Here is a 24,508-nt window from a genome sequence, read left to right on the forward strand (position 1 = left end):
GAATTCTGATTCCTATACTTGGGTACTGCCCTTGAACTCGATTAATCTGCGCCACGACGTCATTCTTAAGCCTTTGTACAATATTGTCTCAATCGGCAAAATAGTCTCAACCCCCATTCCGGCTGCGACAATATTGTCTTTATCCCGGGCAATATTGTCTGATTGTCAACGGTATGATTTTATTTTAAGTTGTTAATCATCCAGTGTTTAAGCCTTTAAGCACTTCGCGTTGATAACGCATTGTAGTTGACATGAATACAAGAAAAATCTAGAAAGGGGAATAGAGAGGATGGCAATAGTACAACCAGAGCCTCTGGCTTCCAGCAATTCCGCCAAATCCCAAACTCAGCGCAAGGGAGGCATTTTAAGGGATTTAAGACGTGACAAATACTTATATCTGCTGGCTTTGCCAGGTGTGTTGTTTTTTCTGATTTTCAAATTTGTCCCGATGTGGGGCGTCGTCATTTCATTTCAGAATTTTTCCCCATTTGCCGGAATCACAGGCAGCGAATGGGTAGGGCTCGAGCACTTCGAGCGATTTTTCTCCAATCCGGACTTTATGCTGCTCTTCCGTAATACGATGGCGATCAATCTGATGAGCCTCGTGCTCTTTTTTCCGCTGCCGATTGTTCTCTCCCTGCTCTTGAATGAGCTGCGCAGCGTTGTGTACCAGCGGGTTATTCAATCCATCGTGTACATGCCGCACTTCTTGTCCTGGGTTATTATTTCTGGCTTAACGTTCTTGTTGTTCGCAAAGGGCGAAGGCTTGGTCAATAAAATGCTGGAGGGCATTGGCTTGGCAAGAGTTGACTTCTTAACGAATCCGGATACGTTCTGGATCATGCTCACGATTCAATCCATCTGGAAGGAATGCGGCTGGGGAACGATTCTGTTCCTGGCAGCGATGGCAAGCATCGATCCGGGGGTGTATGAAGCCGCCAAGATTGACGGAGCGGGTCGTCTTCGCCAAATGTGGAGCATCACCCTTCCGGCCATTCGCAACGTCATCATCACACTGCTCATCTTGCGTCTCGGACATATGCTTGATGTAGGTTTTGAGCAAGTATTCCTGATGTACAATGGCGCCGTTTCCCAAGTAGCCGAAGTATTTGATACCTATGTGTACAGGGTCGGTATTCAACAAGGGGAATTCAGCTACAGTACCGCTGCCGGTTTGTTTAAATCCGTTGTAGGCTTAGTATTGGTTGTTCTAGCTAACTGGATTGCTAAAAAAATGGGTGAAGAAGGCGTATATTAAGTCCGCTACACCCCAAATTACAACAGGCGTTGCATTTGTCAAAGCCCAAAAGTTAAGGCTTATGGAGAAGAAAATGCTATAGCAATGCCCTTAGGAGGGAATCATATGAAACTAGGACTGGGAAACCAGTTGTTCAACGTATTTAACATTGCATTGCTCGGACTGGTCGGCATCATCACCTTTTTCCCGCTGTATTACGTGTTTGTCGTTTCGTTTACGGATCCGACGGAATATTTGAAAGAAAGCTTCGTGCTTTTTCCTAAGACGTGGTCGCTTGAATCGTATAAATTTTTGATGGCGACAGGAGCTTTTCCGAAATCGATCGGTGTGAGCGTCTACGTTACCTTAGTAGGAACGGCGCTCAGCCTGGTGGTTACCGCTTCATTGGCTTATGCCTTGTCCCGTAAAAGACTCCGCGGCAGACAAGTTGCCCTGCTCGCGATTCTGATCACCATTTTGTTTAATCCCGGCATGATCCCGAACTACATGCTTGTTCGCGAGTTGAAGCTGATCGACAGCTTATGGTCGCTTATTTTACCGGCGCTGGCAAGCGGCTGGAACGTCATCTTGATGAAGGGATTTTTCGATAGCATCCCTGCCGAGCTGGAAGAGTCCGCTTCGATGGACGGGTGCAACGATTTGTCTACGTTTTTCCGGATTATATTGCCGCTGTCGCTTCCTTCTCTGGCCGCTTTCGGATTGTTCTACGCGGTCGCTTACTGGAACCAATTTTTTAACGCATTGATTTATATTAATGATGCAAGCAAATGGCCGCTTCAGGTTATGCTGCAGAACATCCTGCTAAATGCGAATAACGCGGATCTCAGGATGGATATTTCCTCGGTTCCTCCTCCGTCTGAAACTTTAAAAATGGCTGCAGTAATCGTAGCAACGGTTCCGATTTTGCTGGTTTATCCTTTCTTGCAAAAGCATTTTGCCAAAGGTGCCATGGTAGGCTCGGTCAAGGGGTAAGCTCCTTAAAGGAAGGGATTTCAGCACAAGATGTCGAATCGTGTAGAAAATCAGATTTTTTGGAAGGTGAGCATCTTGACTGGAATCTTCAAAACTTCACTTGGCTATATTCAGAAATATAAATATAACAAACGGTTTTTCCGGAAGAGTCTTGCAATGATTTTGATTATGGCAAGCATTCCGGGGCTTATTATCGGCCTCAGCATTTATTGGATAGCAACGAGCAATGTGGAGGAAGAGCTGCAGCGGCTTCATCAGAATCAGATCACGAACCGGGCAGCCAATATCGACGACCAGCTTGCATTCCTGGAGATGACGGTATCCCATTGGGCGTTCGATTCCAAGTTCGATGAGAAGCTGAAGACGATTAACTTTGCATACAATTATGACATGGTGCAGGACATGTACCGGACCCTATTGTCGCTGGAGAGTGCGCATCCCTTTCTGCAAAAGGTGGAGCTGTTTCTAGACAAGCCGCGACCGCTGGTGTTCACCACGGAAAAGTACAGGTTTCTTAGTAATTCGAACGACATTGAAACTTACGAAGCATTGCTCAAGCATGAAAAGTCGATGTTTTGGACTCTCCCGAATTCGCAAGGAACCATCAATCATGGACTTTCGATTGTCAATAAAATTCCCGGCGACAGCACCGAGCCCTTCGGTGCTCTTGTTGCCACATTGAATCAGGACAGACTGTTGAAGGTGCTAAAGACGCTGACTCCTTATGATGAGGGTGTCACGATGCTGTTCAATGATAAGGACGAATGGAATTTATCAAGCAGTGGAGCAGGTGGTTCGGAACTCGATAATGCGCTCAAACAGGTCTACATGAAGCATCAAGCGGAGCTAGGGGAAGCAGCGGTGAATGACGCGAAGCCGGAATCGTTCTTATTTGAATATAAAAAGGTGTCGTACTCCGTATCATATGGTCATTTTAACCGGCTAGGTCAGAAGTGGGTGTATATATCCGCAGCGCCGCTGTCATCAATAACCGCTCCTGTCGTATCTATTTCCAAATGGATTCTGATCATTAGTTTCTCCGGACTGCTCTTTGCTTTGCTGCTCTCCTGGTTCGTATCCCGCCGGATCTATCATCCGGTACAGCGCCTGCTGACGCTGCTGTCCGGGGAAAAGAACGAAGAGGTGAAGGATGAGTTTGCCCTGATTGAGAAGCATTGGCAGCACCTCTCCAAGGAAACCGAAACGATGAGGCATAAGCTTGAAGAGCAGATGCCGCTCCTGCGTGAAGGATTTTTCCTCCAGCTGGCTCAGGGCTACCTGATTTCTCTGCAAGAGAACGATATGAAGGAGCGGATGAAGCGGTATGGCTGGGAGACGGAGGATCGTCAATTTGTAGCGCTCATGTTTCAATTGACTGGTTTTGCGAACCTCGAAGGGAGATTCTCTCAAGGAGATGAGAGCCTCGTGACCTTCGCTGCATCCAATATTATCGACGAGCTGATCAAGAACCAATATGAGCAAGCGGAAATCATTAACTTCCACAACTTTTCGATTGGGGTTATGTTATCTTTCCCGTCCTCCCATCCGCTGACATGGCTGGAGGATGATATGGAGCAGGTATGCCAAGAGATTATTGGTGCTATCAACCGGATTTTGAAAATGCAGGTTACAATATCGGTCAGCAAATGGATTCACAACGTGAAGCAAATTCCGCATTTGTTCGAGGAAGTAAGGCAAGCACTGGTTTATCGGGATCTGCTGGATGAGAATCAAATCATAAGAACGGATCAGCTGTCCAAGTTAAACGTATTGAAGGAATCCATCTATCCGTTCACCTTGGATAAAGAGATCATTAATGCCATTCGCAACGGCCAAGAATCGGAAGCAGTTGAGTTGATCAGCGAGTTCATGAAGGAATTGGCTGCGAACGGCTCTACGGAATTTATGCTTCAGCAAGGGATGCTCCAGCTGTTAGGCAGTATCCGGTATGCCTCCCTGCAATCAGGGATGAATCCGGTGCAGCTGTTCGGCAGCGTGAACTTGTTCGAGCAGCTCGCACAGATTAAAGAACCGGAGCAAATGCTCAAATGGTTCCAACACAAGGTGATTGCGGTCTTCGTACAGGAAATGATCAGCCGGCAGGATTATCATTTCAAGCAGATCATAGAACAGGTCATCGTTTATTTACGTGATCAGTACATGACGCCGTTATCGCTCGAGTCGTGCGCGGATTTTTTCGGCACCAGTCCTTATACGCTAAGCCGTGCATTCAAGCAGATTACAGGGATTAACTTTATCGATTTCTTGACGAACATTCGGATCAGCAATGCCAAGTCACTGCTCATCGAAACGGATATGAAGATCAACGAAGTCGCCGATTCCGTCGGCTACCAGCACAGCTACTTCAACCGGCTCTTCAAAAAATATGAAGGAATTACGCCAAGTCAATTCCGCGAGCTAAACCGTACGGAATAAGGATTCACAGCCCTTGTGCATCGATGTGCAAGCTGCAATATAGTCCAAAATGCACAGAAATAGCCCTACAAAAAAGTACGATTGTCGATCAAAGTCGAATGTACTAATGTCTACCTTGTGCTCAGTTGGAGCGTTCGATACTCAGAAGTTCATAACAAGGGAGGATCTCAGAATGAAAGTAAGAAAAAGCAAAAAAGCCGTCTTAGGCTCGATGGTGCTCATGTTGGCGCTTTCTAGTGTAGTCGCGGCATGCGGTAACAAGAACAATGCGGTAAGCAGTGCCGCAGGCGGAGCGGAAGGGCCGCTTGAAGTAAGCATTATGACGATTTTGCTTACGCCGTCTCCGGCAGCAGACGATAACAAGATTAAGCAGGCCATTGAGAAAGCAACGAACTCCAAAATGAAAATTCAATGGGTGTCCGGCAACAATTATACGGATAAGCTGAACGTAACACTGGCATCCGGAGATATTCCGGACTTGATTACCATTAACGATCCGTTTACTTCGGTTTTCCGTAATGCAGTAACCCAAGGTGCATTCTGGGATTTGACTCCTTACATTAAAGATTATCCGAACTTGAGTTCCAAAATTTCCAAAACCGCTTGGGAACTGACTAAAATGCAGGACGGTAAAAACTATGGTATTCCTCGTCCGCGTCCAGCTGAAGCCGACTCCTTCTTCATTATTCGTAAGGACTGGCTCGACAACCTGGGCTTGAAGGTTCCAACGACAACGGACGAACTGTACGATGTCATGAAAGCCTTTGCGGAAAAAGATCCGGATAAGAATGGCAAGAACGATACGATTCCAATGGCTGCCTATATGACGCCTCCAGCAGATATGGGAACCCTGGCTATGGTCGAGAACAGCTTCACTGGCGCAAACGTGAAGAACGATAAATGGAAGCTGGTGGACGGCAAAATCGTGAACACCGCGCTGTTGCCAGAAACTCGCAAATCCATCGAATATTTGACAAAAATGTACAAGGATAAATTGCTGCCGGAAGACTTTGCATCCTTGAAGCTGTCCCAGGCATCCGATCTGTTCAACAGCGGCAAAGCAGGTATCATCATGGATAAAGCCGGTACGATGAACGATCATTACGAGCAGCTGAAGAAAATCAATCCGGACATGAAGCCGACCGATTTCTATCCGTTGACCAATATGAATGGATATAACCCTAAAGGACCTGGCTTCTCCGGTATGATTTCTATTCCGAAGTCCGTACCTGAAGCGAAAATGAAACGTATCTTGAAAATGGTAGATACTTGGATGAATGACGATGTATTCGCTATTCAGCAATATGGTATCGAAGGTGTGGATTACACGGTCAAAGACGGCCAAAAAGTGATCAACACTGAGCAATTGGCTAAAGATAACGGTCCTGACTTTAACCAAATCGTATATGTAGCAGATCCTTATGCAAGCTCCACAAAGGTATACTTCCCGAAAGAAGCTAACGATCTGTTCATGAAAATTCAAGACGAGCGTGCAAAAACAAGCGTAGCCGACATCAGTATCGGTCTGTACTCACCGACGGCGCAAAAGCTGCTGCCTGAGTTCGAGAAAAAAGTACAAGACTTGAAAACAAAGATTATCCTGGGCCGCGAGCCGATCACCGCTTGGGACGATTTCGTTGCTAAAGCCAAAACGGACGCAGACTTGACGAAAATGAGCCAAGAAATGACGGATGCGTATCAAAAACGCAGCGGCGGTGCAGCAACAAAATAATATAAAATAGCTGCTGCGGAAAAGAGATGTATCTCCGGTCGCTGTTGAAATCGTGATCCTTTTTGATACTACGGAAAAAGTAGAGAGAAAAGTAAAGGGGCGGAGAGACTCCGCCTCTTTACTTTTACAAAAATACGGATAATTACACAGGGGAGGAAGAGACATGACTGAGCGTTACATCGACATCAACGAAAGCATCTTTGCCAAATGCGGGAACCGCGTGAGCGAAATTCTAGCAACCATAGCGGACCGGTATGTAGGAAACAACCCGCCCTATCCGATGACTTACAGGGCATTTAGTGCCGAGGGTATTTTGAAGAAGCACGATTACAGCTACGATTTTCAATTAACAGAGCGTTTTCCCGAGCTGCAGAACGGGCAGATAGTCTATGCTTGGAGCAAATATTGGAGCGATGTGGAAACACCGCTCAATTTCATTTTGTATTGCTATGGTCCGCTCATTTTGTATGCAAACGGACAACCCATTTATAAAGCGAATATCGCAGACGAATTGAATCCTAAACGAAGAACGGTGGTTACAATTCAGATGCAAAAGGGCTGGAATCACTTGGTGTTCCAATTTACCAAGACGGAAGCGGGCTGCGGTGGCTCTCTCGGACCGGGTTCCTATAAGTCCAATCCGGTTCATTTCCTCGCACCATCGCCCGAGCGATTCGGCCACGAAGGATGGATATATTCCGAGCCGCAGGACCATGTATGGGGCGAGCTTCCAGGCGAGGGCAGCACGGAAGCAGATAATGGCATTTCTTGGTATCCGAAGCTGGAGTGGAGCGAAGTAGAGCAGGCTAAGAACCCGACAGCACGTATCTTCGGTGAATTGAGCGGCAAGTACGCACTTGCTTGGACGAAGCTGCGTTCATTCGCGCAGGAGCTTCGCAGCGTTGAACTGACAGGCACTGCAGCAGGGAATATTGCAATATATATGGATGGAGAATTGCAAGCAACCATTGACACAGCAGGCGCTTTCCGTGTTGTGCTGAAGTTGGCGTATGGTGAGCATAGCCTCGTCATTCAAAGCTTCAGCACGAACGGTGACGCAGGTTTCCGTCTGGATCCGTTGCCGGCAGGTGTTCAGCTTGTGGAGCCTTATCCTGTTCACGGGACGAAGGACGAATGGCTGTATTTGGGACCATTCGCTGCAGAGGAATCCATTCCTGATGTTGAAGAATCGCTTCATGCTTTGGTGGAGACGCAAGAGGGCGGGACGTTCTGGAGACTCGATCAGCCGAACACGTGGGTACGGCCGTTCACGGAGAATGCTTTGTTCGGTAAATGGAACTATCCTCTTGGCGTGACATTGTATGGCATGCTGCAGACCGGCAAGCTGCTCGGCCGCGATGATTTGCTGCAGTATGTATATAAGCATATTGAAACATGCACACGACTCTACACCTATGCGAATTGGGATAAAGAGCAATATGGCGCCTCCGGTGTGCTGAACACGCTGGCTACGCTGGACAGCTTGGATGATTGCGGCTCGTTCGGTGCAACGATGCTGCTTGCGCTGCAGAATCAGCCGCTTCGAGGCGCTGAGCGGATTGCTGATGTTATTGCGGACTATATCAGCAACAAGCAGGATCGCTTGCCTGATGGCTCCTTATACCGTAAGCCAAAGCATGTCGATTTTCCGAACGCGACGCTATGGTGCGACGATTTGTACATGAGTGTGCCGTACTTGTGCCGCTGCTATCAGCGGACCGGTGAAATCAGCTATCTGGAGGATGCGGCGAATCAATTCATCCAATTCAAGAAACAATTGTACATTCATGAGCTGCAAATCATGTCTCATGTCTATGACTTCGGCATTGACAAGCCGACCAAGATCGCTTGGGGCCGCGGTAATGGCTGGGTGATCTTCTCCTTGTCCGAATTGCTGGCCGTACTGCCAGAAACACATGCGAAGCGAGAAGAACTGCTGCAGTTCTTCAATGAACTGAGTGAAGGATATCTGCGTCTGCAAGGAGAGAATGGCCTGTGGCACCAGGTGTTAACGGAACATGCATCATATGAGGAAACTTCGTGCACCTCGATGTTCGTGTATGCCTTTGCGCGCGGCGTAAGGTATGGCTGGATTACAGATACGGAAAAGTATATCGCAGCGATTCATAAGGGCTGGAACGGCATGGCCCGCATCTCTATCGATAAATTCGGTAATGTGTACGGTGTGTGCCGCGGATCGGGATACTCTTATAGCGTTGGCTATTATAAGGATGATCTGTCTTGGCTCCTTAACGATACGCATGGAATCGGTATCGTTTTGCTTGCGGGTATTGAAGTACTTCAATTAGAGCGACATTTGGCCAATGGAAAGACGTCTGTCGCTGTGGATTAAATTGTCTGGGATTATGCTTTGTAATCCCCGTATATGCCCAGATAGTTTGGTTACTCTTGCACTAATGCTTCCAGATTCACGTCGACAACGTCAATTTTGACTGAAATTTTTCATAGGTTGGATACTTCCACCTCTTTCATGAAGGAAAGGGGGGAAAGCGTCCAACCTTTTAAAACACCTACTTTTGTGAAGAAGACCCCCGCGGCATCTTTGCTGCGGGAGGCTGCTACTTTTTTACTGGTGCAGACTTTTTCAGTGAAACGATATTCCAAACATTATGGGACCAGATAAATTTTGGTGGCCTATCTTATAATTCGACTCCCTCGTTCCTCATATGAGTTGCATAGGCATGGCGGAGGCTATGAATCCGTACATCAGCAAAATCACAAATAATTAACCGTTCTGTTTATGGAAGAGCTCGGGGAATAAGACGCAAGTGAAAACGTGGATGAAATGGTATTGCAATGGTGAGCTGAAAAGGCTAGAGCAGCCTGTCGGCAAGCAATACACCTACGGCAAGGGACCGGAGTATACATCAGAGTTGGATCAGTTAAAGGTAGAAAATCGGTTTTTGAAACAACAAATCGATGTTCTAAAAAAGTACAAGGAGTTGGAAAGGAGGTATCGCCAAAGATCATAGTGGAACTGGTGGAGTCTGTTCGAGGAGAAATCACTGTTACTCAGGCATGCAGCTGGTTCGGAGTTCCTCGAGCTACCTACTACCGTTGGAAAGTCACTCTTGCGAATGAGCAATCGGACTACGTCGTGGAGAAGATACGGGAACTCTGTACACAACATAAGTTTTGCTATTGATATCGGAAGATTACAGCATTATTACGGGCGGATGGAACAATTAATCACAAACGTGTTATGCAACGTGAGCAGCTGCAATGCCGTGTGAGAGTCAAGAAACGGAAACCTACGGGACAGCCAGCATACGTTGCAGAGCATCTGTTAAAACGCGAATTTCAAGCGGATGCTCCGCTAAAGAAACTGGTGACGGATATTACATACTTACCGTGTGGCGGAAAGATGATGTATCTGTCGTGTATTTTGGACTTGTTTAACGGGGAGATTGTTGCAAGTAGTATAGCGGATAGGCAAGATACGGCTTTAGTACTCGATACGCTAAATCAACTGCCTTCTCTACCAGGGGCCATACTCCATAGCGATCAGGGCAGCGTCTATACGTCTCAAGCTTATCAGGAAGCTGTAACGGGAAAAGGCAATACCATGAGCATGTCCCGCAAGGGTACGCCCGCTGATAATGCCCTCATCGAATCGTTTCATTCCACGCTAAAGTCTGAAACGTTCTACCTCGAAGGTTTAACCAGCACAACGACGGCAATCGTTGAGCAGACCGTTCGAGATTACATCACTTACTATAACTCAATTCGCATTCAAACGAAACTAAATAACCAGTCGCCGGTTGATTTCCGACGACTGGCCGCTTAGACTTAGACTTTTGAAAGGTGTTTTGATCCCTGTCTCAAAAACGGGGGTCAGTCCCTGAGGTTTAGCCTCGGGTTTTTATCTGCCTTTACGGTATTTTCCGTTAGAGTAAGTCAATTGTAAAGAGGATGATGAAATCGGAAGTTGCGACAAATATTGTTTGCTAGTTGGAACATCTTTGAATGGTAAGACAGGAATGTGTGGTTCCCAGTGTAAAGCCAAAACTGTAACAGAACAGCCTTACGAGCAAAGTATTTGACCTTGTAATCCATCTTAAGTTGTAAAAATGCACCTGTTTATGTCTGCTTTGATTTGGACAGTCTAACCGTAAAACAGCAGCCGTATAGAGGGGGAGAAGCCGAAAAAGACAAGAACATATATGGTTAACAGCGATCGATAAGGAAGCTCATTATTACAGATGTAGTTTTTAGCGTCAAAACGAGTTACGGTTACAGAAGTCTATCCTTCATTACGGCAACGGCTTATTTTCTAATGTTCCCTTCATCGCCAGTAGCGCCAATTTGTTGTTTAGCATCCGGGCGAGAAGAGACTGCGATTCTTCCAATTCTCTTTTTCTACGGTCCATTTCCTTCATCTTCTTCCGCAAAAATTCAATGGCCCGGGAGAGCTCAAGTTTGTTCCCGTCTTCTTCCTTCAAAATAACTTTGATTTCCCTTATCGTAAAACCCGCAGCCTGAACTCTTTTGATCAGTAAAAGGTGTTCGACTGCTTCCTCGGTATAGTCGCGATAATTATTGTCCCTGCGCTCAACGTGGCGTCTATCCAGCAATCCTTCCTTCTCGTAATAACGAATGGTCGGCGGATTTAACCCGGTATTCTGTGCCAGCACATGAATTTTCATGCTTTCCTCCCGCGTAAGACTTGACATTCAAGTATACTTTATAGTTTATACTTTAGAGGTCTAATGGAATCTTGTCAAACCTATTGGCACAATAGTCGATCAGAAGGAGGATCTGTGAATGAACGCTCAGAAAAGGAATTCACCGACCAGAGCTGTAGTTTTGGGGGGAGGTGGCGTGACGGGTATCGCATGGGAGGTTGGTGTCTTAGCGGGACTGCTCGAATCCGGTGTAGACCTCCATCAAGCTGACGTGATCATCGGCACGTCCGCCGGTGCATTTGTCGGAGCAGCCCTGGCCAGTGGGTACGACATGAATAAACTATTTACCTCCCAGTCGGAGACGAACTCGGCCGAGATACCGGTCGCAGCGTCTAAAGAATTGATGCAAGCGTGGTATAAGGCATTTGACACGGGAGGAAGCGATCCGCGAAAAGTCGGGGTAGAATTCGGCCTTATCGCCAAAAATAATCCCTCCCCTGTGTCGCCTGAACAGCGGCGTACCGTGGTCGAGAGTCGCCTTGTGACTAGAAAATGGCCGGCGAATCTTAAGGTGACCGCTATCGATGCCGATACCGGGCAACTTCATACTTTCGATCATCAATCGGGAATTTCTTTGCTCGATGCCGTGTCGGCCAGCGGAGCCGTTCCGGGAGTTTGGCCGCTTGTATCGATCGGTGACCGCTTCTGGACCGACGGAGGAATGGTGTCCACTACCAATTCAAGGCTGGCTGAAGGTTATGAACGGATCGTGATTCTCTCCCCGATGCCAAATGGTTATGGCTCCATCCCGGGAGCGGCGGAGGATGCGGCAAGCATGCGTACAAGCGCGGACGTTTATCTCATAACACCCGATGAACGCAGCGTTGTGGCCATCGGCCCGAATCCGTACGACCCGGCTCGCAGCAGAGTAACAGCGATCGCCGGGCGGGAGCAGGGATGCTCTATCGCCGAAGCTGTTCTGACTATGTGGTAAGAAGCCGCTTCTTTCTGTCCTAACGGACAAAAGGGTGCAACAGATGGCGGCGATTTCGCTCGCTCATCTAATATTTAAGTACAGCCGATAAGGAAAGGTGCTTATTTTCGAATCCATCGAAACGATAAGCTATTTCAAGGGCCAATTGATCTGTACGTCTTGTTTACCGAATATAAGAGAGACTGCATCTCATTTGGCCAAGAGAAGACAAGGGAAAAACAAGTGGATACTCGGGAACGATTGGCTGAGGTCATACGAACGTTTATCCTAATGCTACTCAAATAAAATAGGCAGGATGCTCGGAATCACTTAAGGTTATGTCAGTTATTTGATTCGAACTATGGAAAAAGCCAACTCAGATGAATGAGTTGGCTTTTTTGTAAAGGCATGGTTTGATTACATATTAGTCAAGACTCACGATCCGGCCGTTTCAGGTCTTAAGAAAAGAGGATCTATAGAGTGTCTAATTCGCTGAATTCCAACGGGTTGTTCGATAAAGTGTACCATTCCAAGTTCTATATCTCTTTTGCGTTTATCTACATCCCCAGTAATTGCGATGATATATAGATAGAGGGGAAGGAGTGGAAGAAAGAATTTAAAGGCCGCTGGTTGTACCATCCATATCGGGCATATGAATGTTCATGAAGACCAGCTGAATGACTTTTAATGCCCCGCGTAGCGAGAAACGATGTCCATAGTTAGCTGAGATACATACTCGATAGACCACCTGCTTAATTTTTTGGCATAAGATCCGAATTCTTATGCGATCCGGATCGGGGTGCATATATGTTAGGTATAAAGAAGCGTTTTGTTTTGTTGAATTTCACTTTTCACCTTAAGAACTAGTCGTGAAAGTTATGCTCTCTGCTTATTCTTCAATGGCAATAATTGACGAGTGGCAATGACAATCACTCCAACAAAAGCAGCCGTTACGCCGATTAACAAGGCTGTACCCCCAAGAGGATATAAAACACTCCCGATCATCGGCGCTGCAGCCATGCCCAAGTAGCGAACAAAGTTGTAGATTCCCATCGCAGTTGCTCTTTCTTGAACGAATTCTGCAGATAACAAGGTAGGCATCGTAGGCATAGCCAATCCGCTCACGAAGCCAGTGAGCATTAATGCTAGAAGCAGTGTTATAAGCGAAAATTTAGCGGCAAAAATAAAAATCACAAGACATACTACAATGGAGAAACTGACCCATAATAACGATATTATTGAACCGATTTTGGTTTGAAGTTTTCCGCTGAGTCTGCTACCGACAAGATTAAGTGCCATTAACGCAAGCGAAAAAACGCCGATGTTCGCAGCACCCAAGTGATATTGGGACTCCAATATCATAGGCAGAAATACGATAAATGTGTAAAAGACATCATAGAGAACAAAACCACTCAACAACACGACACGGCCAGTCTTACTTTTAAAAATTCGTCCGAATGCCTTTAGTCCAAACTGTTTTTCAGTTAAGGTTGTAGTTGTCGGTTTGGTTTCCGGAAGCAGGAACAGAGCGATAAACATCATGATCATGGCACTTGCCGCCGCAAAACCAAAGGCACCAGAATATCCGAACACGGATCCAATGAAACCCCCAATCAAAGGGCCAATTGCAGGCGAGATTCCTAAGATCATTTGGTATGTAGCCATACTTTCGGCCCGCTTCTTTCCTTCAAAGATATCTCCAATCATGGTTGCGGCAACGAGAGGTACAGCAGCCGCACCAATTCCTTGAATGACGCGGAAGATCAGCAGCATTTCAATCGAAAAAGAAAACATACAACCAATCGTAGCCAATACATATACAATCATGCCGGGTATCAGTATTTTTTTGCGACCGTTACGGTCTGCAACCGGTCCGAGTACTACCTGCATCACGGCCATCGTGATCGTAAATAATGTAACGGTGAGGTTGGCCATAGACAAGGAAGTGTGAAGGTCACGCTGCATGTCGGGGAGCAGCGGGACATACAAGCTTTGGGCTAGTGAAACTATCGCTGCAGAGAGTCCAAGCACAAATAAAATCTTTTGTTTGTTCATAAAAGTCCTCCTATTCATTTATTGACTGATTGTCAGTCAGTATGTAAAATAGTTTATATCGTTGACTGACATTCAGTCAATTGGATATATTAAAAATATGACAGGAGTGATAAAAAGGAGGTCTTCAAGTGCCAAGAGTTTCAAAGGACCCGCAGGAACGAAAAGATGAGATTTTGAATGCCGCAATGGAGTTATTTGCCTCGAAGGGCTATGAACAGACTTCGGTCAGCGATATCGTCAAGAAAATCGGAGTTGCCCAAGGAACGTTCTACTACTATTTCCAGTCCAAAGAAGAAGTCGTGAATGCCGCTTGCGAGCGTACCTTGGCCTCGCGACTTGAAAGTGTAAAGAACTTGGTTGAAAGTTCGCAATGGAATGCACTTGAGAAACTTACACGTATGTTTACGGATGCTTCCCCGAACGAAGAAGACGTGGATGTATTTGGTTACCTTCATCAAGAAATCAACAGTACATTGCATCAGAAATGGATAGTCGCCGAGATTATGGGTTTACTCCCCTATGCTCGACAGATCGTTCAACTAGGTGTAGATGAGGGAATATTCCATGTTCGGCAGCCAGAATTGGCTGTGGAATTTTTATTAGTAGGCGCTTCATTCTGGTTTGACAAAGGTATTTTTGACTGGAACGAACAAGAATATGAAGCGAAAAGACAAGCGCTGACCGACATTATCGACCGTTTGCTTGTCGGCAACCCTCCCGCTTCTCCCGATGTTCTATAATTTAAAGGAGGTAGAAAAAAATGATATCTACAACTAATCTGGATTTTAACGAGGTTATTCACAATCGACGTACCATAAAAAAATACGATCCGGAGGTGAAAATCAGCCGTGAGGAAATGAGCCAAATCTTGAAGGAAGCAACTCTTGCGCCTTCATCGTTCAATCTGCAACCTTGGCGGTTTGTTGTTATAGAAAGTCAGGAAGCCAAGGAGAAGTTGATTGAGCTTGCACCATTTAATTCAACGCAAATCTATACCTCATCTGCTGTCATTGCCGTATTTGGCGATCTCCAGTTTGCGGACCGTGCCGATGAAATTTATAGTAAGGCAGTAGAACTAGGCCACATGCCACAGGAGATGAAAGAAAAAATCCTTTCGACTGTCGTACCGATATTTGATCGTTTCTCCGTTCAAGAAAAACGAGAATCCATTATGGTTGATGGCGGACTGGTATCTATGCAATTATTACTAACAGCTTACGCACATGGCTATGCCACCAATCCGATGGCCGGGTTTAACAAAAAAAAGATTGCAGAAGCGTTTGAACTTGATGCTGAGCATTACATCCCAATCATTATTATTTCGATTGGTAAAGCGGCTGCCGATAGCCGCCCTCCAGTTCGATTTCCAGTTCACGATATTGCTCAGTGGAAATAAACACAAGATCTTGAGGAGCTCGTCAGTGTATTCATTCATCATGGAGAGCATCTAATCGGATATGCAGATCTAAGCGGCGGCAGCTTTGGACCGAGATTAAAGTCCTAAACTGCCGCTGTTTCATTAACTACGACCACTTAGGAGATGATTGTAACAGTGAACAGTGATCCTCTCTACGACGGAGAGTCAAGTGAGCACACAGAGTGAACAATTTAATTAGTCGCCATATTGCATTGCGTCACTGAAAAGGCGCCGTTATTTTGAAAGGCAGGGTCGTTGGAGTAACGGGCTAGAATAACAATTCAGCAAACTGAAGACGAGTCATATAAAATGCACAAAGTCCGCGAAGTTCGCGGACTTTGTGCATCTGGCAGCGCAGGCCCGCTTTAGCTTTCAGCAGCAGGACTGCCTTCGTCTTTTGATTTCTGAGATATTTTCATCGGTTTAATAAAGAATGACAATACTAAAGCAAAGCATGCCAAAACGGTGGAGAGCGTAAAGGCAGAGGAGACCCCACGAATCATTGGATTGGGAATGTGTTGCTGAACGGCAGCCGTTGTATTGTTCGTCATAACCGTTACCAGCAAGGCTGCTCCAACAGAAGCGGCCAGTTGCGTTAACGTGTTACTCATTGCGGTCCCATGTGGAATCAAATGGTCAGGCAGTTGGTTTAATCCGGCCGTCATGACTGGCATCATCATAAGAGATATTCCGAACATTCGTATGGCGTAAATTACCATCATATAGATGTATGGCGTTGAAGCGGTCATGTTACTGAACAAGAACGTCGTACCTACTAAGATAACCGAACCGATAAGAGCCAACGGTCGTGCTCCAATCTTATCAAAGATCCTCCCGGTAATCGGCGACATAACCCCCATTACAATCGCACCAGGTAACAACAGTAAACCTGATTCCAGCGGTGTAAAGCCTCTTGCCGTTTGTATATAAAGCGGAAGAAAAAGCTCTACGCCAATCATCGTCACCATAACAACCATACCGATGACTAAGGTCAATGAGAAGGTCCAGTTTTTTAACACCCTGAACTCAAGCATCGGTTTTTCAACAGCCAGCTGCCGCCAAATAAACAAACCAATTGCGACCGTACCGACAATTAAAGCAATGACCACCTCTGAACTGTTCCAGGCATGATTACCTGCGCTGCTGAAGCCATACAACAATCCTCCAAATCCAAGAGATGACAAAATAATGGACATGACATCAATTTTAGGATGGGTCACTTTCGAAACATTTTCAAGCATAAACGAAGCCAAAATGATTATTAATACAGCAATTGGGAAAATCATATAAAAGAGTGCCCGCCATGAAAAGTTACCAACAACCCAACCGGAAAGTGTCGGTCCAATCGCAGGAGCAAAAGCCATCACCAGTCCCACCATCCCCATTGCTGACCCGCGTTGCTTAACAGGAAAAATCATTAAAAAGATCGTTTGCATTAACGGGAGCATGAGCCCGTCACTTACCGCCTGTAGAATTCTACCGAATATTAAAACAGGAAAGTTTGGTGCTAAAGCAGCCAGCAACGTCCCGGACGCAAACAGGCACATGGCCGTAATAAATAGTCTCCTTGTTGAAAATTTTTCTATTAGAAAAGCTGAAACCGGAATCAACACCCCAGTGACAAGCATGAACCCGGTCGTTAGCCACTGAGCTGTATTAGCGGAAATGGATAGATCCTTCATGATTTGTGGCAAAGCAGTATTGAGTAGCGTCTGATTTAACATGGTAACAAATGCACCTGCAAGCATAACGACCACAAGTATAGTCCGCTTAAACGTTGGAAGAGACTGTTCTTTCTCCATGTTGGTTTCCTCCTATCCAGAATGGAATAAATGACACCCATTAAAGTGCCTAGCATCATCGATACAGCGAAATGAGCGACGGCTTTCGTGTTTCTATACTACAAGTATATTTTTGAACTCGTAGTTTACTGGGACTATATTATACTTGATTGAGCAAAAAATCAATCACTAAATATATTCGGAGTATATATTTGAACAGCCAGTATATGGTGTATAATGTGAACAGAAAGGATGATAATGGTGCAGGTGAAAAAATCCGATATATTAATGACGGCTCTCCGTCTTTTTATTGAACAAGGTTATCATGCCACATCGATCCAGGACATTCTTGACCAAACCAATATTTCAAGAGGAACCTTTTATAAACACTTTCAAACCAAGGGAGAACTATTTAGGGATGTACTTGTGTATTCCGAAGAAAAAATGTATGTGGATCGGGATCAACTTTTAATCGGACAAGATGAAACGAATAAAGATATCTTTATTCGTCAGTTAGAAGTTATGATGAACTATCGCATAGAAAAAAAAGTCGATGCATTACTCATGGACGCTCTAGTTTCCAACGATAATGAAATTATTGCTTTCTTAACACAGATCAGGCAACAATGGGCATATTGGTTCTTCACAAGGATGAAGCAGATTTACCCGGAATATCGGGATTATATTGCGGATGCTACCATTTTTTTAACGGGGATTCTACACAATGCCAACGAAATAAATAATGTTCAAATCCAACCCAAACCTATGATTGAAATTTGCAATTATTGTTTTAGTCTAGTAGATGAAGTACTTCCATTACTCAAACATAAGCGTATACGGCTTTTTAATATTGAAGACTTTGAACAGTCTTTACTTAGCAAAGGACAAGTAGATTTCCCTTATAATGACCTTATGTTAAGTACTGGGAATTTAAAAAAATTACTTGAGAAACTTCCTGCAAATAACGATCATAAACAGCACGCCCTTGATTTGTTACAATTTGTACAGAATGAAGCAATGTCTGAGATACCGCGGAAAGCCGTAATCTCAAGTTGTTTGAAATCTTTATTGAATATAAAAAGTATTAGGAATACGGATGAATTGGTAATTTATGTGAATACATTAAAGAAGCTAGGGTTTTATCCTGTAGACCTGAATCCCTAACCAGATAGGGTCCGTTTTTAAAAAATGGGGTCAAAGCGGAAGGGTGATCCCAACCATTCGACATTCTAAAAAATTCGAAGGTTTTGCAACGAAGCCTTGGCGAAGTGGCTACGATGAAAAAAATCGGTGACGCTCTTGATGAGCTGCTCCACGATGCGATGCTTAAGATCGTCTATGGCCAAGAGTCGCTGCCTTACTTCGATCACGTCGTCGCCAAATAGCATGAGCTGGGCGGCGACTCAATAACTGACGAGGTGAACGAATGGTATGCATCGCTGGATAAGAACCGCCATTACCCGGGATATTGAAAACAGTGAGCAGGAATCTTACCTTAACCTAAGCATTTACAAACCAGATAGCCGATTTCAAACTCTGCATCGTATGCACGAAAATGGAATGTTTCATAATGTCGGTTCAGATGATATGTTTGAGACAGGACTAAACATTATCATCTCAGGAATTGAGCAATTAACTTATAAATTCCCCCAATGATCTGACTCCCCAAGTACACATTCCTCCAGCCATGTACAAGTGCGGTTCCGCACGCAACAACAAAAAAAGCCTGCTACGCCCCGGATATCGACCGCATTTCTGTGAGTCTAAGTACCGCAAGTACAGAGGCACGATATAGATTCACGCCGGCCGATCAATTCCCGGCAGTATAGAATAGATAAGGCAGACAGTCTTGGATGACTGTCTGCCTTTTTTGACTAACAACAATGTAGGCGAAAGAACGGATCTAAGCTGGTGAGGACTTTCGCTGATATACCGTCTTTGTCATTGGATCACGCCTTGGCGTGATAAGCATCGTTTGGGTGGAAAGAACATTACCGATCCGAAATCTCGCTTGGAGAACCTGGGGCTTGCCATGATTGTTGAGTAAAGCATTTTTAGATTATCAAAAACCCGTTTTCTTTTTACATATGTCCATTTCATGGGTTTCAGCTTATTGAACCCTGCGTGCTTCCCAAAAAAGGATCGACATTCCGTGGTGCACCGAGGTCGTTGGGGTCAGAATAACGGATGGGTTCGCGACAACGTAGATAACAGACCTCCCTCGCCACCCGTAAGAATAGTATTAAATGGTTGCACTTAATTTTCATTATTCTGTGGGAAACGATAACTCAATAAAACTAATGAAGCAGCTGATAGCGTGATCGGCTGCTTTTATTCATTGACGGCCCATCAAGACGGTCTAAGAAATATGCAAGTTATGGGCTTTTAAAGAGGAGTTATATGTCATACATATCACAAGAAGTAACAAAAGTGATGAATATAAGATGCATTAAAGAAGGTTATAACCGTTAATCTTTACGTAATTATGATTAACGGTTTTCATCTATGAACAAGGTTTGTATCACTCAAAGCTTTCTATTTAAATAGCAAGACCAGTTTGAACGAACATGTAATATCTTATAAGTATTAACGTGAGTTAGTATTTTCTCTTAGTACCAATGTTAAGGATGATACCAGGAGTACTAGTATACTACCCAATAACACCCAAACGACATTTTTAAAAACAACTAAAGTATGGGCTTGGTCCAGGCCACTAGTTAAATTCTTAGTATATAGCAAGGTGATTACAGCTGTGCCTATAGATGCTCCAATTCGTTGCAGCATGTTTAGGATAGGCGAAGAATCGGGTATTTGATCGGGAGCAACCGTGGTTAAACCGGCGGTCATAGCTGGAACAGTTGCTAATGCTGTACCTAGCCCCCAGATGAAGAAAATGAGGGCAACCCATGTAGTGCTTGCATTTACTTCAATAAAAATTAGCGAATGCATGGATATCATCATTATGATACCGCCTGTAAATATAAGTCTTCCAGCTCCATATCGGTCTGTAAAACGACCTGCAAGTGGAAAACCAACAGCTGTGCCTATAACTTGAGGCAAGATTAGTTGACTTGCAGTAAGCAGACTCAAGTGGCGGACATCAGTTAAGTAAAGGGGGAGAAGCAGCTGTGCTCCGAAGTTTATTGCACCACCCAAAAACATAACGACAGCAGCTACTGAAAATACCCCATTACCAAAAAGTCTTAGTTGTAATATGGGTTTGTCAAGTTTTAATGACCTTACAACAAACCCAATGATAAGAACGGCTCCTATAATGATAGAAGTGCCAATCGGAACTGCGTTTGCGGTGTTTCCAATGGAGGTTACACCATAAATGAGCAGGGGTACGCCGCTTAAAACAAATAAAAAGCCAATCCAATCAAATTTTCCAGCCTCAGAAACCTCGATTTTTGGAAGCCACTTCAAACCAGCAAAGAACGCTACCACACCAAGAGGGATGTTGATCCAGAATAGCCAAGGCCAGCTTAAACTACTAAGAATTGCACTGCTTAAGGTGGTACCTAACGTTGGAGCAACTACAACGGCTATGCCGACGATGCTCACCACTCTACCAAGTCGCTTCGGACCTGCTGCTATGCTTGTGACAATTTGCCCGGCAGGTACAAGCAAACCACCTGATAAGCCCTGCAGAACTCTACAGATGATAAGCATATAAATCCCTGTTGATATTGCACACAATATTGAAAAAACCATGAACAAACCCAGGCTAATTAGCCAGAGTTTGGTTGGTCCGAGTTTACGGGATAACCAGGCACTGGGGGGGACACCTGCAGCTAAAGATAAAAAGTATCCTGTAGCTATCCATTGTGCAATGGAACTTGAAGTATTCAGACTTGCTGCGATTGAGGGTAGGGCTGTGTTAAGCATTGTAGAAGACAACATAGATGTAAATGCACCAAGAACAATAATTATGGCTTGTCCCCATAATATAAAGGGTATAGCGGCAAGTTTAGCGGATTGTTTGTCAGAGCTATTCATTACAAATTTCCTCCCAAATGATCAATGTGTAAAATAACAACGGGTCAAGAAGCTGAGAATTCATGTATATTGCAGTGAATGTGATAACGATGTAGTAAAAATTTATGTAGGTCAGTCTACAGGATCATTATGCGCGGAACCATCTCCTTTACTGCAATCAGCTGAAAGATGGAGCCTTGTTCTTAATTCCATATCGACCTTGAAAAATTGACCTGGTACCAGAGGCTTCGAGCTTCATTTCTTCGGGCTCACCCCAATTGATTTGCATGTACTCAGCAGCTTTTAAATTCATTATGCTAGCTCCTCTCGATATAAATAACAAAAAATCTACCATTGATAGATTTTAGGATGTTTTGATGATAATCTATCATTGATAGATTTGTCAATATGATATACTAGATCATTGATAGGTTTTAATTCGAAAAAAGGAGAACTTCTAAATATGGCAAAGATAAAACGTGAAGATGTTATAGAGGAGGCGCTTGAACTTCTTAAGGAGGGTGGATTAGAGGCGATTACAACAAGGCGTTTGGCTCAGAGATTGGGAGTTGAATCAGCATCACTATATTGGCATGTAAAAGATAAAGCAACGCTGCTTGGTGAGATGGCTTCTAGAATAATCGCCAGATATCATACCATTCAGACGCCGCATGATCCGAAAGATTGGGAGAAATGGTTCATAGATCATGCTTACAGCTTTAGAAATGCTTTATTAGCTTATCCGGATGGAGCGATGCTTCATGCCGGCTCAATTCCCACCTATAATGATCTTGCTCAACTAGAGCTTAAAGTTGAATATTTAGTACGAGCAGGTTTTTCTCAGAGAGAAGCTCAAATGGCTATGCTTACCATGGGGCAATTTGTTTTGGGATCTGTAATGGAAGAACAAACACGAAATAAAAGGAGAATATTAACACCATCCCAAATGGAGAAGGTTAAAGAGTCTCAACCCGATGCAGATGTGGATACATTAACTTCTGATGTAATGAATACGATTGAGAACGAGGCAGAAATGGCTTTTGAGTTTGGAATACAACTTATTGTTAAGGGATTGAAAAAATAGAGCGGCCGAAGGGAATCGTTTCGCATGTTCGTAGTGAACATCCATCGTCGTAATTTTAGATAACGGGATTCGCTTCCCGCTCCGACGCGTTGCCGCCAGGAAACATAAATTTTAATCGAGTCGGTTTTAGGCTCTTTTATAGGCCGGTAACCGCTTACACTAGTGTCTTGGTGGAGAGTTGTTCTGGCCTCTTTAGTATTCACTAAATGGCGGAAGCTGGACCCCGCTTCCATTTGATCAATAGGTTAAATTTCAGCCGGGTGATGTGGTAGATGTTCGTGAAGCAGCGAGAGGTGTGCATCCTGCAGTAGCCAAAGAAACTTATACATTTTATCCGGATTTTTCTATAAAAGCTAAAGCCGCATATTGCGGCTTTTTTGCTTTATAGTGATGTACACGAATCGGAGAGTTATAATAGGCAATAACTAGAGTGATTTTTTCTGAACTGAAATAGTCGTCTATCTTCAGTGGATACTGATCAAACTACGAAATCTGATAATTCTACAAGTGTGGCTCAGTATGGTGTATGCCTGATCTCCTAAAGAAAGCAGAACACTGATGTCGGACGACACAAACATTGTCCTTTTCATGGTCACATATAATACGGCTTTTTTTAATAATGGGACAATGTTCTTGTCGCGAGCTAACGACACAAACATTGTCCCATTTTCAGTTTGCGACACAAACATTGTCCCATTTTCGACATGTAATCAGGAAGTACTTGTACATGAAGAAGGTAGTTGAAGTATCATAGATTATACCAAGCAATTTAACGGGGATGATGTGCAACCCCGATCCCAGAAAGAACTGAAAAAGTGATGAAGATATTGTTTCAATCAAAAGCAATAATTGATATGATATCGTATTAAATACGAGATGTTAATGCTTATTCCATAATGTTAATGCCATCCCGCAATAGATGGCCATCTCAACAAGCTACATCGTTGCGCTAACGGGTACGTTAGTTGAAAGATCCCAGGGAGCAGTTTGTCGCGGCAGCTGCTCCCTTTCCGCATTGAAGTAACGGGCAGGATAGTTGAATGTTTTCGCGAATAACTTAAGTCATGACGAATTTACGAAGTTCGCAAAAAAGACGTTAGCCGAAAGAAGTTCTTAGTTTAGGAGGAGTCTATATGATATTAGAAAAAGTTATAAATAGAATTGTAATACAAAGTGAATATAAGGATTTTGTTGATAAGTATATAGATAATATACTTACCGAATTTAAAGGTAAGATTCATAGCATTTATATGTGTGGCTCGATTCCAAAAGGAACCGCTAAACCTTTTAAGTCAGATGCAGACTTTACTATTGTATGTGTAAATCCCAAAGATATTGATTACGAAAGATTGTCAAATATTAAAGACAGGCTTTTGGAAGAATATCCAGTAGTAACTAAGATTGATACGACAATTTGCTCGATTGACGATGTATTAAGTAAACCAAATGATTGGGGTTTTTGGGTAAAGATAATTTGTGTTTGCATATATGGTCATGACGTTGGTGAAAAAGTACCACCGATAATTATTTCTCCAGAGTTCATTTTAGACTTAAATACAGAGACCAAGAAAGAAGTAGATCGTAGACGTAGTTTACTTTCTAATGCTAGTGATAACACAATGAAAAATAGATATATTAAAGGTTACTCTAAGAGATTAATTCGTGCATTATACTCTTTGGTTTTAGAAGATACAGGTGTATGGCAAGATGACATTATTAAGATGAAGAATGCCATATTAAACTATTGTGAGATTGACTCCGCTTTAGTTGATTATCTGTATGCTTGTTACTTGGATAGTAATAATGTACTTGTTGAAGAGTTTCTGGGAATTGCAGATGAAGTATATAGCTATTTTGAGAACGCGTTAAATGCAATGGCTGCTTCCAGAACTTCCTTAGACTAACACCATATTGACGCTTCGGGTCACTCTGAGAAGCGAGTGATCTCATCCAGCCCCCTAAGCCCGTCGGGACGTCACTGCATTAGGTGTTCGGCAAGCCTCACAACTATTAGCAGCGATTCTAATTAAAACATAAGACTATTGAGCTAACGGGTACGATAGCGGAGGAGCTTGCCGTGCGGCAGCTCCTCTTTAGTTTATTAAAGTAACTGGCAGGATAATTTGGTGATTCCCTTGAATAAAAAAAGGTAAAATCAATTTAAAAATTATCCGTG

Annotated in this window: 17 protein-coding genes and 1 pseudogene; 13 read left to right on the forward strand and 5 right to left on the reverse strand. The window is 44.1% G+C overall.

The window, feature by feature from the left end; translation table 11 throughout:
• Nucleotides 1–289: 289 nt before the first annotated feature.
• The 6 genes and pseudogenes from GGC63_RS23440 to GGC63_RS34635 form a co-directional block, all read left to right on the forward strand.
• On the forward strand, nt 290–1,258 hold the full coding sequence (locus GGC63_RS23440; protein WP_192704391.1) for an ABC transporter permease: 969 nt from the start codon (nt 290–292) through the stop codon (nt 1,256–1,258).
• A 105-nt stretch (nt 1,259–1,363) separates the two neighbouring features.
• Entirely contained in the window at nt 1,364–2,230 is an 867-nt protein-coding gene (locus GGC63_RS23445) for a carbohydrate ABC transporter permease (RefSeq protein WP_192704392.1), read from the forward strand.
• Between the two features lie 156 nt (nt 2,231–2,386).
• Nucleotides 2,387–4,666 carry a helix-turn-helix domain-containing protein gene (locus tag GGC63_RS23450; protein WP_192704393.1) on the forward strand — a complete coding sequence of 760 codons (2,280 nt, stop codon included), beginning with the start codon at nt 2,387–2,389 and terminating at the stop codon, nt 4,664–4,666.
• Nucleotides 4,667–4,838: 172 nt separating this feature from the next.
• Nucleotides 4,839–6,398: an extracellular solute-binding protein gene (locus GGC63_RS23455; RefSeq protein WP_192704394.1), complete on the forward strand. Its 1,560-nt coding sequence runs from the start codon at nt 4,839–4,841 to the stop codon at nt 6,396–6,398.
• 163 nt (nt 6,399–6,561) lie between these two features.
• On the forward strand, nt 6,562–8,751 hold the full coding sequence (locus GGC63_RS23460) for a glycoside hydrolase family 105 protein (protein ID WP_192704395.1): 2,190 nt from the start codon (nt 6,562–6,564) through the stop codon (nt 8,749–8,751).
• A 424-nt stretch (nt 8,752–9,175) separates the two neighbouring features.
• Nucleotides 9,176–10,206: pseudogene (locus tag GGC63_RS34635) on the forward strand (IS3 family transposase); the annotation flags it as partial.
• A 466-nt stretch (nt 10,207–10,672) separates the two neighbouring features.
• Here GGC63_RS34635 and GGC63_RS23470 read toward each other — a convergent pair.
• Complete coding sequence (locus GGC63_RS23470) at nt 10,673–11,065, reverse strand: MerR family transcriptional regulator (protein ID WP_192704396.1); 393 nt, start codon at nt 11,063–11,065, stop codon at nt 10,673–10,675.
• Between the two features lie 118 nt (nt 11,066–11,183).
• Between GGC63_RS23470 and GGC63_RS23475 the strand changes: the two genes are divergently transcribed.
• Nucleotides 11,184–12,038 carry a patatin-like phospholipase family protein gene (locus GGC63_RS23475; RefSeq protein WP_192704397.1) on the forward strand — a complete coding sequence of 285 codons (855 nt, stop codon included), beginning with the start codon at nt 11,184–11,186 and terminating at the stop codon, nt 12,036–12,038.
• A gap of 855 nt (nt 12,039–12,893) precedes the next feature.
• Here GGC63_RS23475 and GGC63_RS23480 read toward each other — a convergent pair.
• Complete coding sequence (locus GGC63_RS23480) at nt 12,894–14,072, reverse strand: MFS transporter (RefSeq protein ID WP_192704398.1); 1,179 nt, start codon at nt 14,070–14,072, stop codon at nt 12,894–12,896.
• Nucleotides 14,073–14,200: 128 nt separating this feature from the next.
• Here GGC63_RS23480 and GGC63_RS23485 point away from each other — a divergent pair, with 128 nt between their 5' ends.
• Together GGC63_RS23485 and GGC63_RS23490 are read left to right on the forward strand one after the other, a co-directional pair.
• Nucleotides 14,201–14,812 carry a TetR/AcrR family transcriptional regulator gene (locus GGC63_RS23485; RefSeq protein ID WP_192704399.1) on the forward strand — a complete coding sequence of 204 codons (612 nt, stop codon included), beginning with the start codon at nt 14,201–14,203 and terminating at the stop codon, nt 14,810–14,812.
• 20 nt (nt 14,813–14,832) lie between these two features.
• Nucleotides 14,833–15,468, forward strand: a complete 636-nt coding sequence (locus tag GGC63_RS23490; protein ID WP_192704400.1) for a nitroreductase family protein — start codon at nt 14,833–14,835, stop codon at nt 15,466–15,468.
• Nucleotides 15,469–15,854: 386 nt separating this feature from the next.
• Here GGC63_RS23490 and GGC63_RS23495 read toward each other — a convergent pair whose 3' ends face one another.
• Entirely contained in the window at nt 15,855–17,291 is a 1,437-nt protein-coding gene (locus GGC63_RS23495) for a DHA2 family efflux MFS transporter permease subunit (protein WP_192704401.1), read from the reverse strand.
• 246 nt (nt 17,292–17,537) lie between these two features.
• Here GGC63_RS23495 and GGC63_RS23500 point away from each other — a divergent pair, with 246 nt between their 5' ends.
• A complete protein-coding gene (locus GGC63_RS23500; RefSeq protein WP_192704402.1) occupies nt 17,538–18,434 on the forward strand; it encodes a TetR/AcrR family transcriptional regulator in 897 nt (298 codons plus the stop codon).
• A 267-nt stretch (nt 18,435–18,701) separates the two neighbouring features.
• Nucleotides 18,702–18,926, forward strand: coding sequence for a TetR/AcrR family transcriptional regulator C-terminal domain-containing protein (locus GGC63_RS23505; protein WP_192704403.1), 225 nt, complete (start codon nt 18,702–18,704; stop codon nt 18,924–18,926).
• 930 nt (nt 18,927–19,856) lie between these two features.
• Here GGC63_RS23505 and GGC63_RS23510 read toward each other — a convergent pair.
• Both GGC63_RS23510 and GGC63_RS34965 read right to left on the reverse strand, forming a co-directional pair.
• Nucleotides 19,857–21,269, reverse strand: coding sequence for a DHA2 family efflux MFS transporter permease subunit (locus GGC63_RS23510; protein WP_192704404.1), 1,413 nt, complete (start codon nt 21,267–21,269; stop codon nt 19,857–19,859).
• 157 nt (nt 21,270–21,426) lie between these two features.
• On the reverse strand, nt 21,427–21,561 hold the full coding sequence (locus GGC63_RS34965; protein WP_264082116.1) for a hypothetical protein: 135 nt from the start codon (nt 21,559–21,561) through the stop codon (nt 21,427–21,429).
• A gap of 150 nt (nt 21,562–21,711) precedes the next feature.
• Between GGC63_RS34965 and GGC63_RS23515 the strand changes: the two genes are divergently transcribed.
• A complete protein-coding gene (locus tag GGC63_RS23515) occupies nt 21,712–22,332 on the forward strand; it encodes a TetR/AcrR family transcriptional regulator C-terminal domain-containing protein (protein ID WP_192704405.1) in 621 nt (206 codons plus the stop codon).
• Between the two features lie 1,133 nt (nt 22,333–23,465).
• Nucleotides 23,466–24,236 (forward strand): nucleotidyltransferase domain-containing protein, encoded by a 771-nt coding sequence (locus GGC63_RS23520; protein WP_192704406.1) that lies wholly within the window; start codon nt 23,466–23,468, stop codon nt 24,234–24,236.
• Nucleotides 24,237–24,508 lie beyond the last annotated feature (272 nt).

The organism is Paenibacillus sp. OAS669 (assembly GCF_014873645.1).
In the GTDB taxonomy this organism is placed as follows: domain Bacteria; phylum Bacillota; class Bacilli; order Paenibacillales; family NBRC-103111; genus Paenibacillus_S; species Paenibacillus_S vulneris.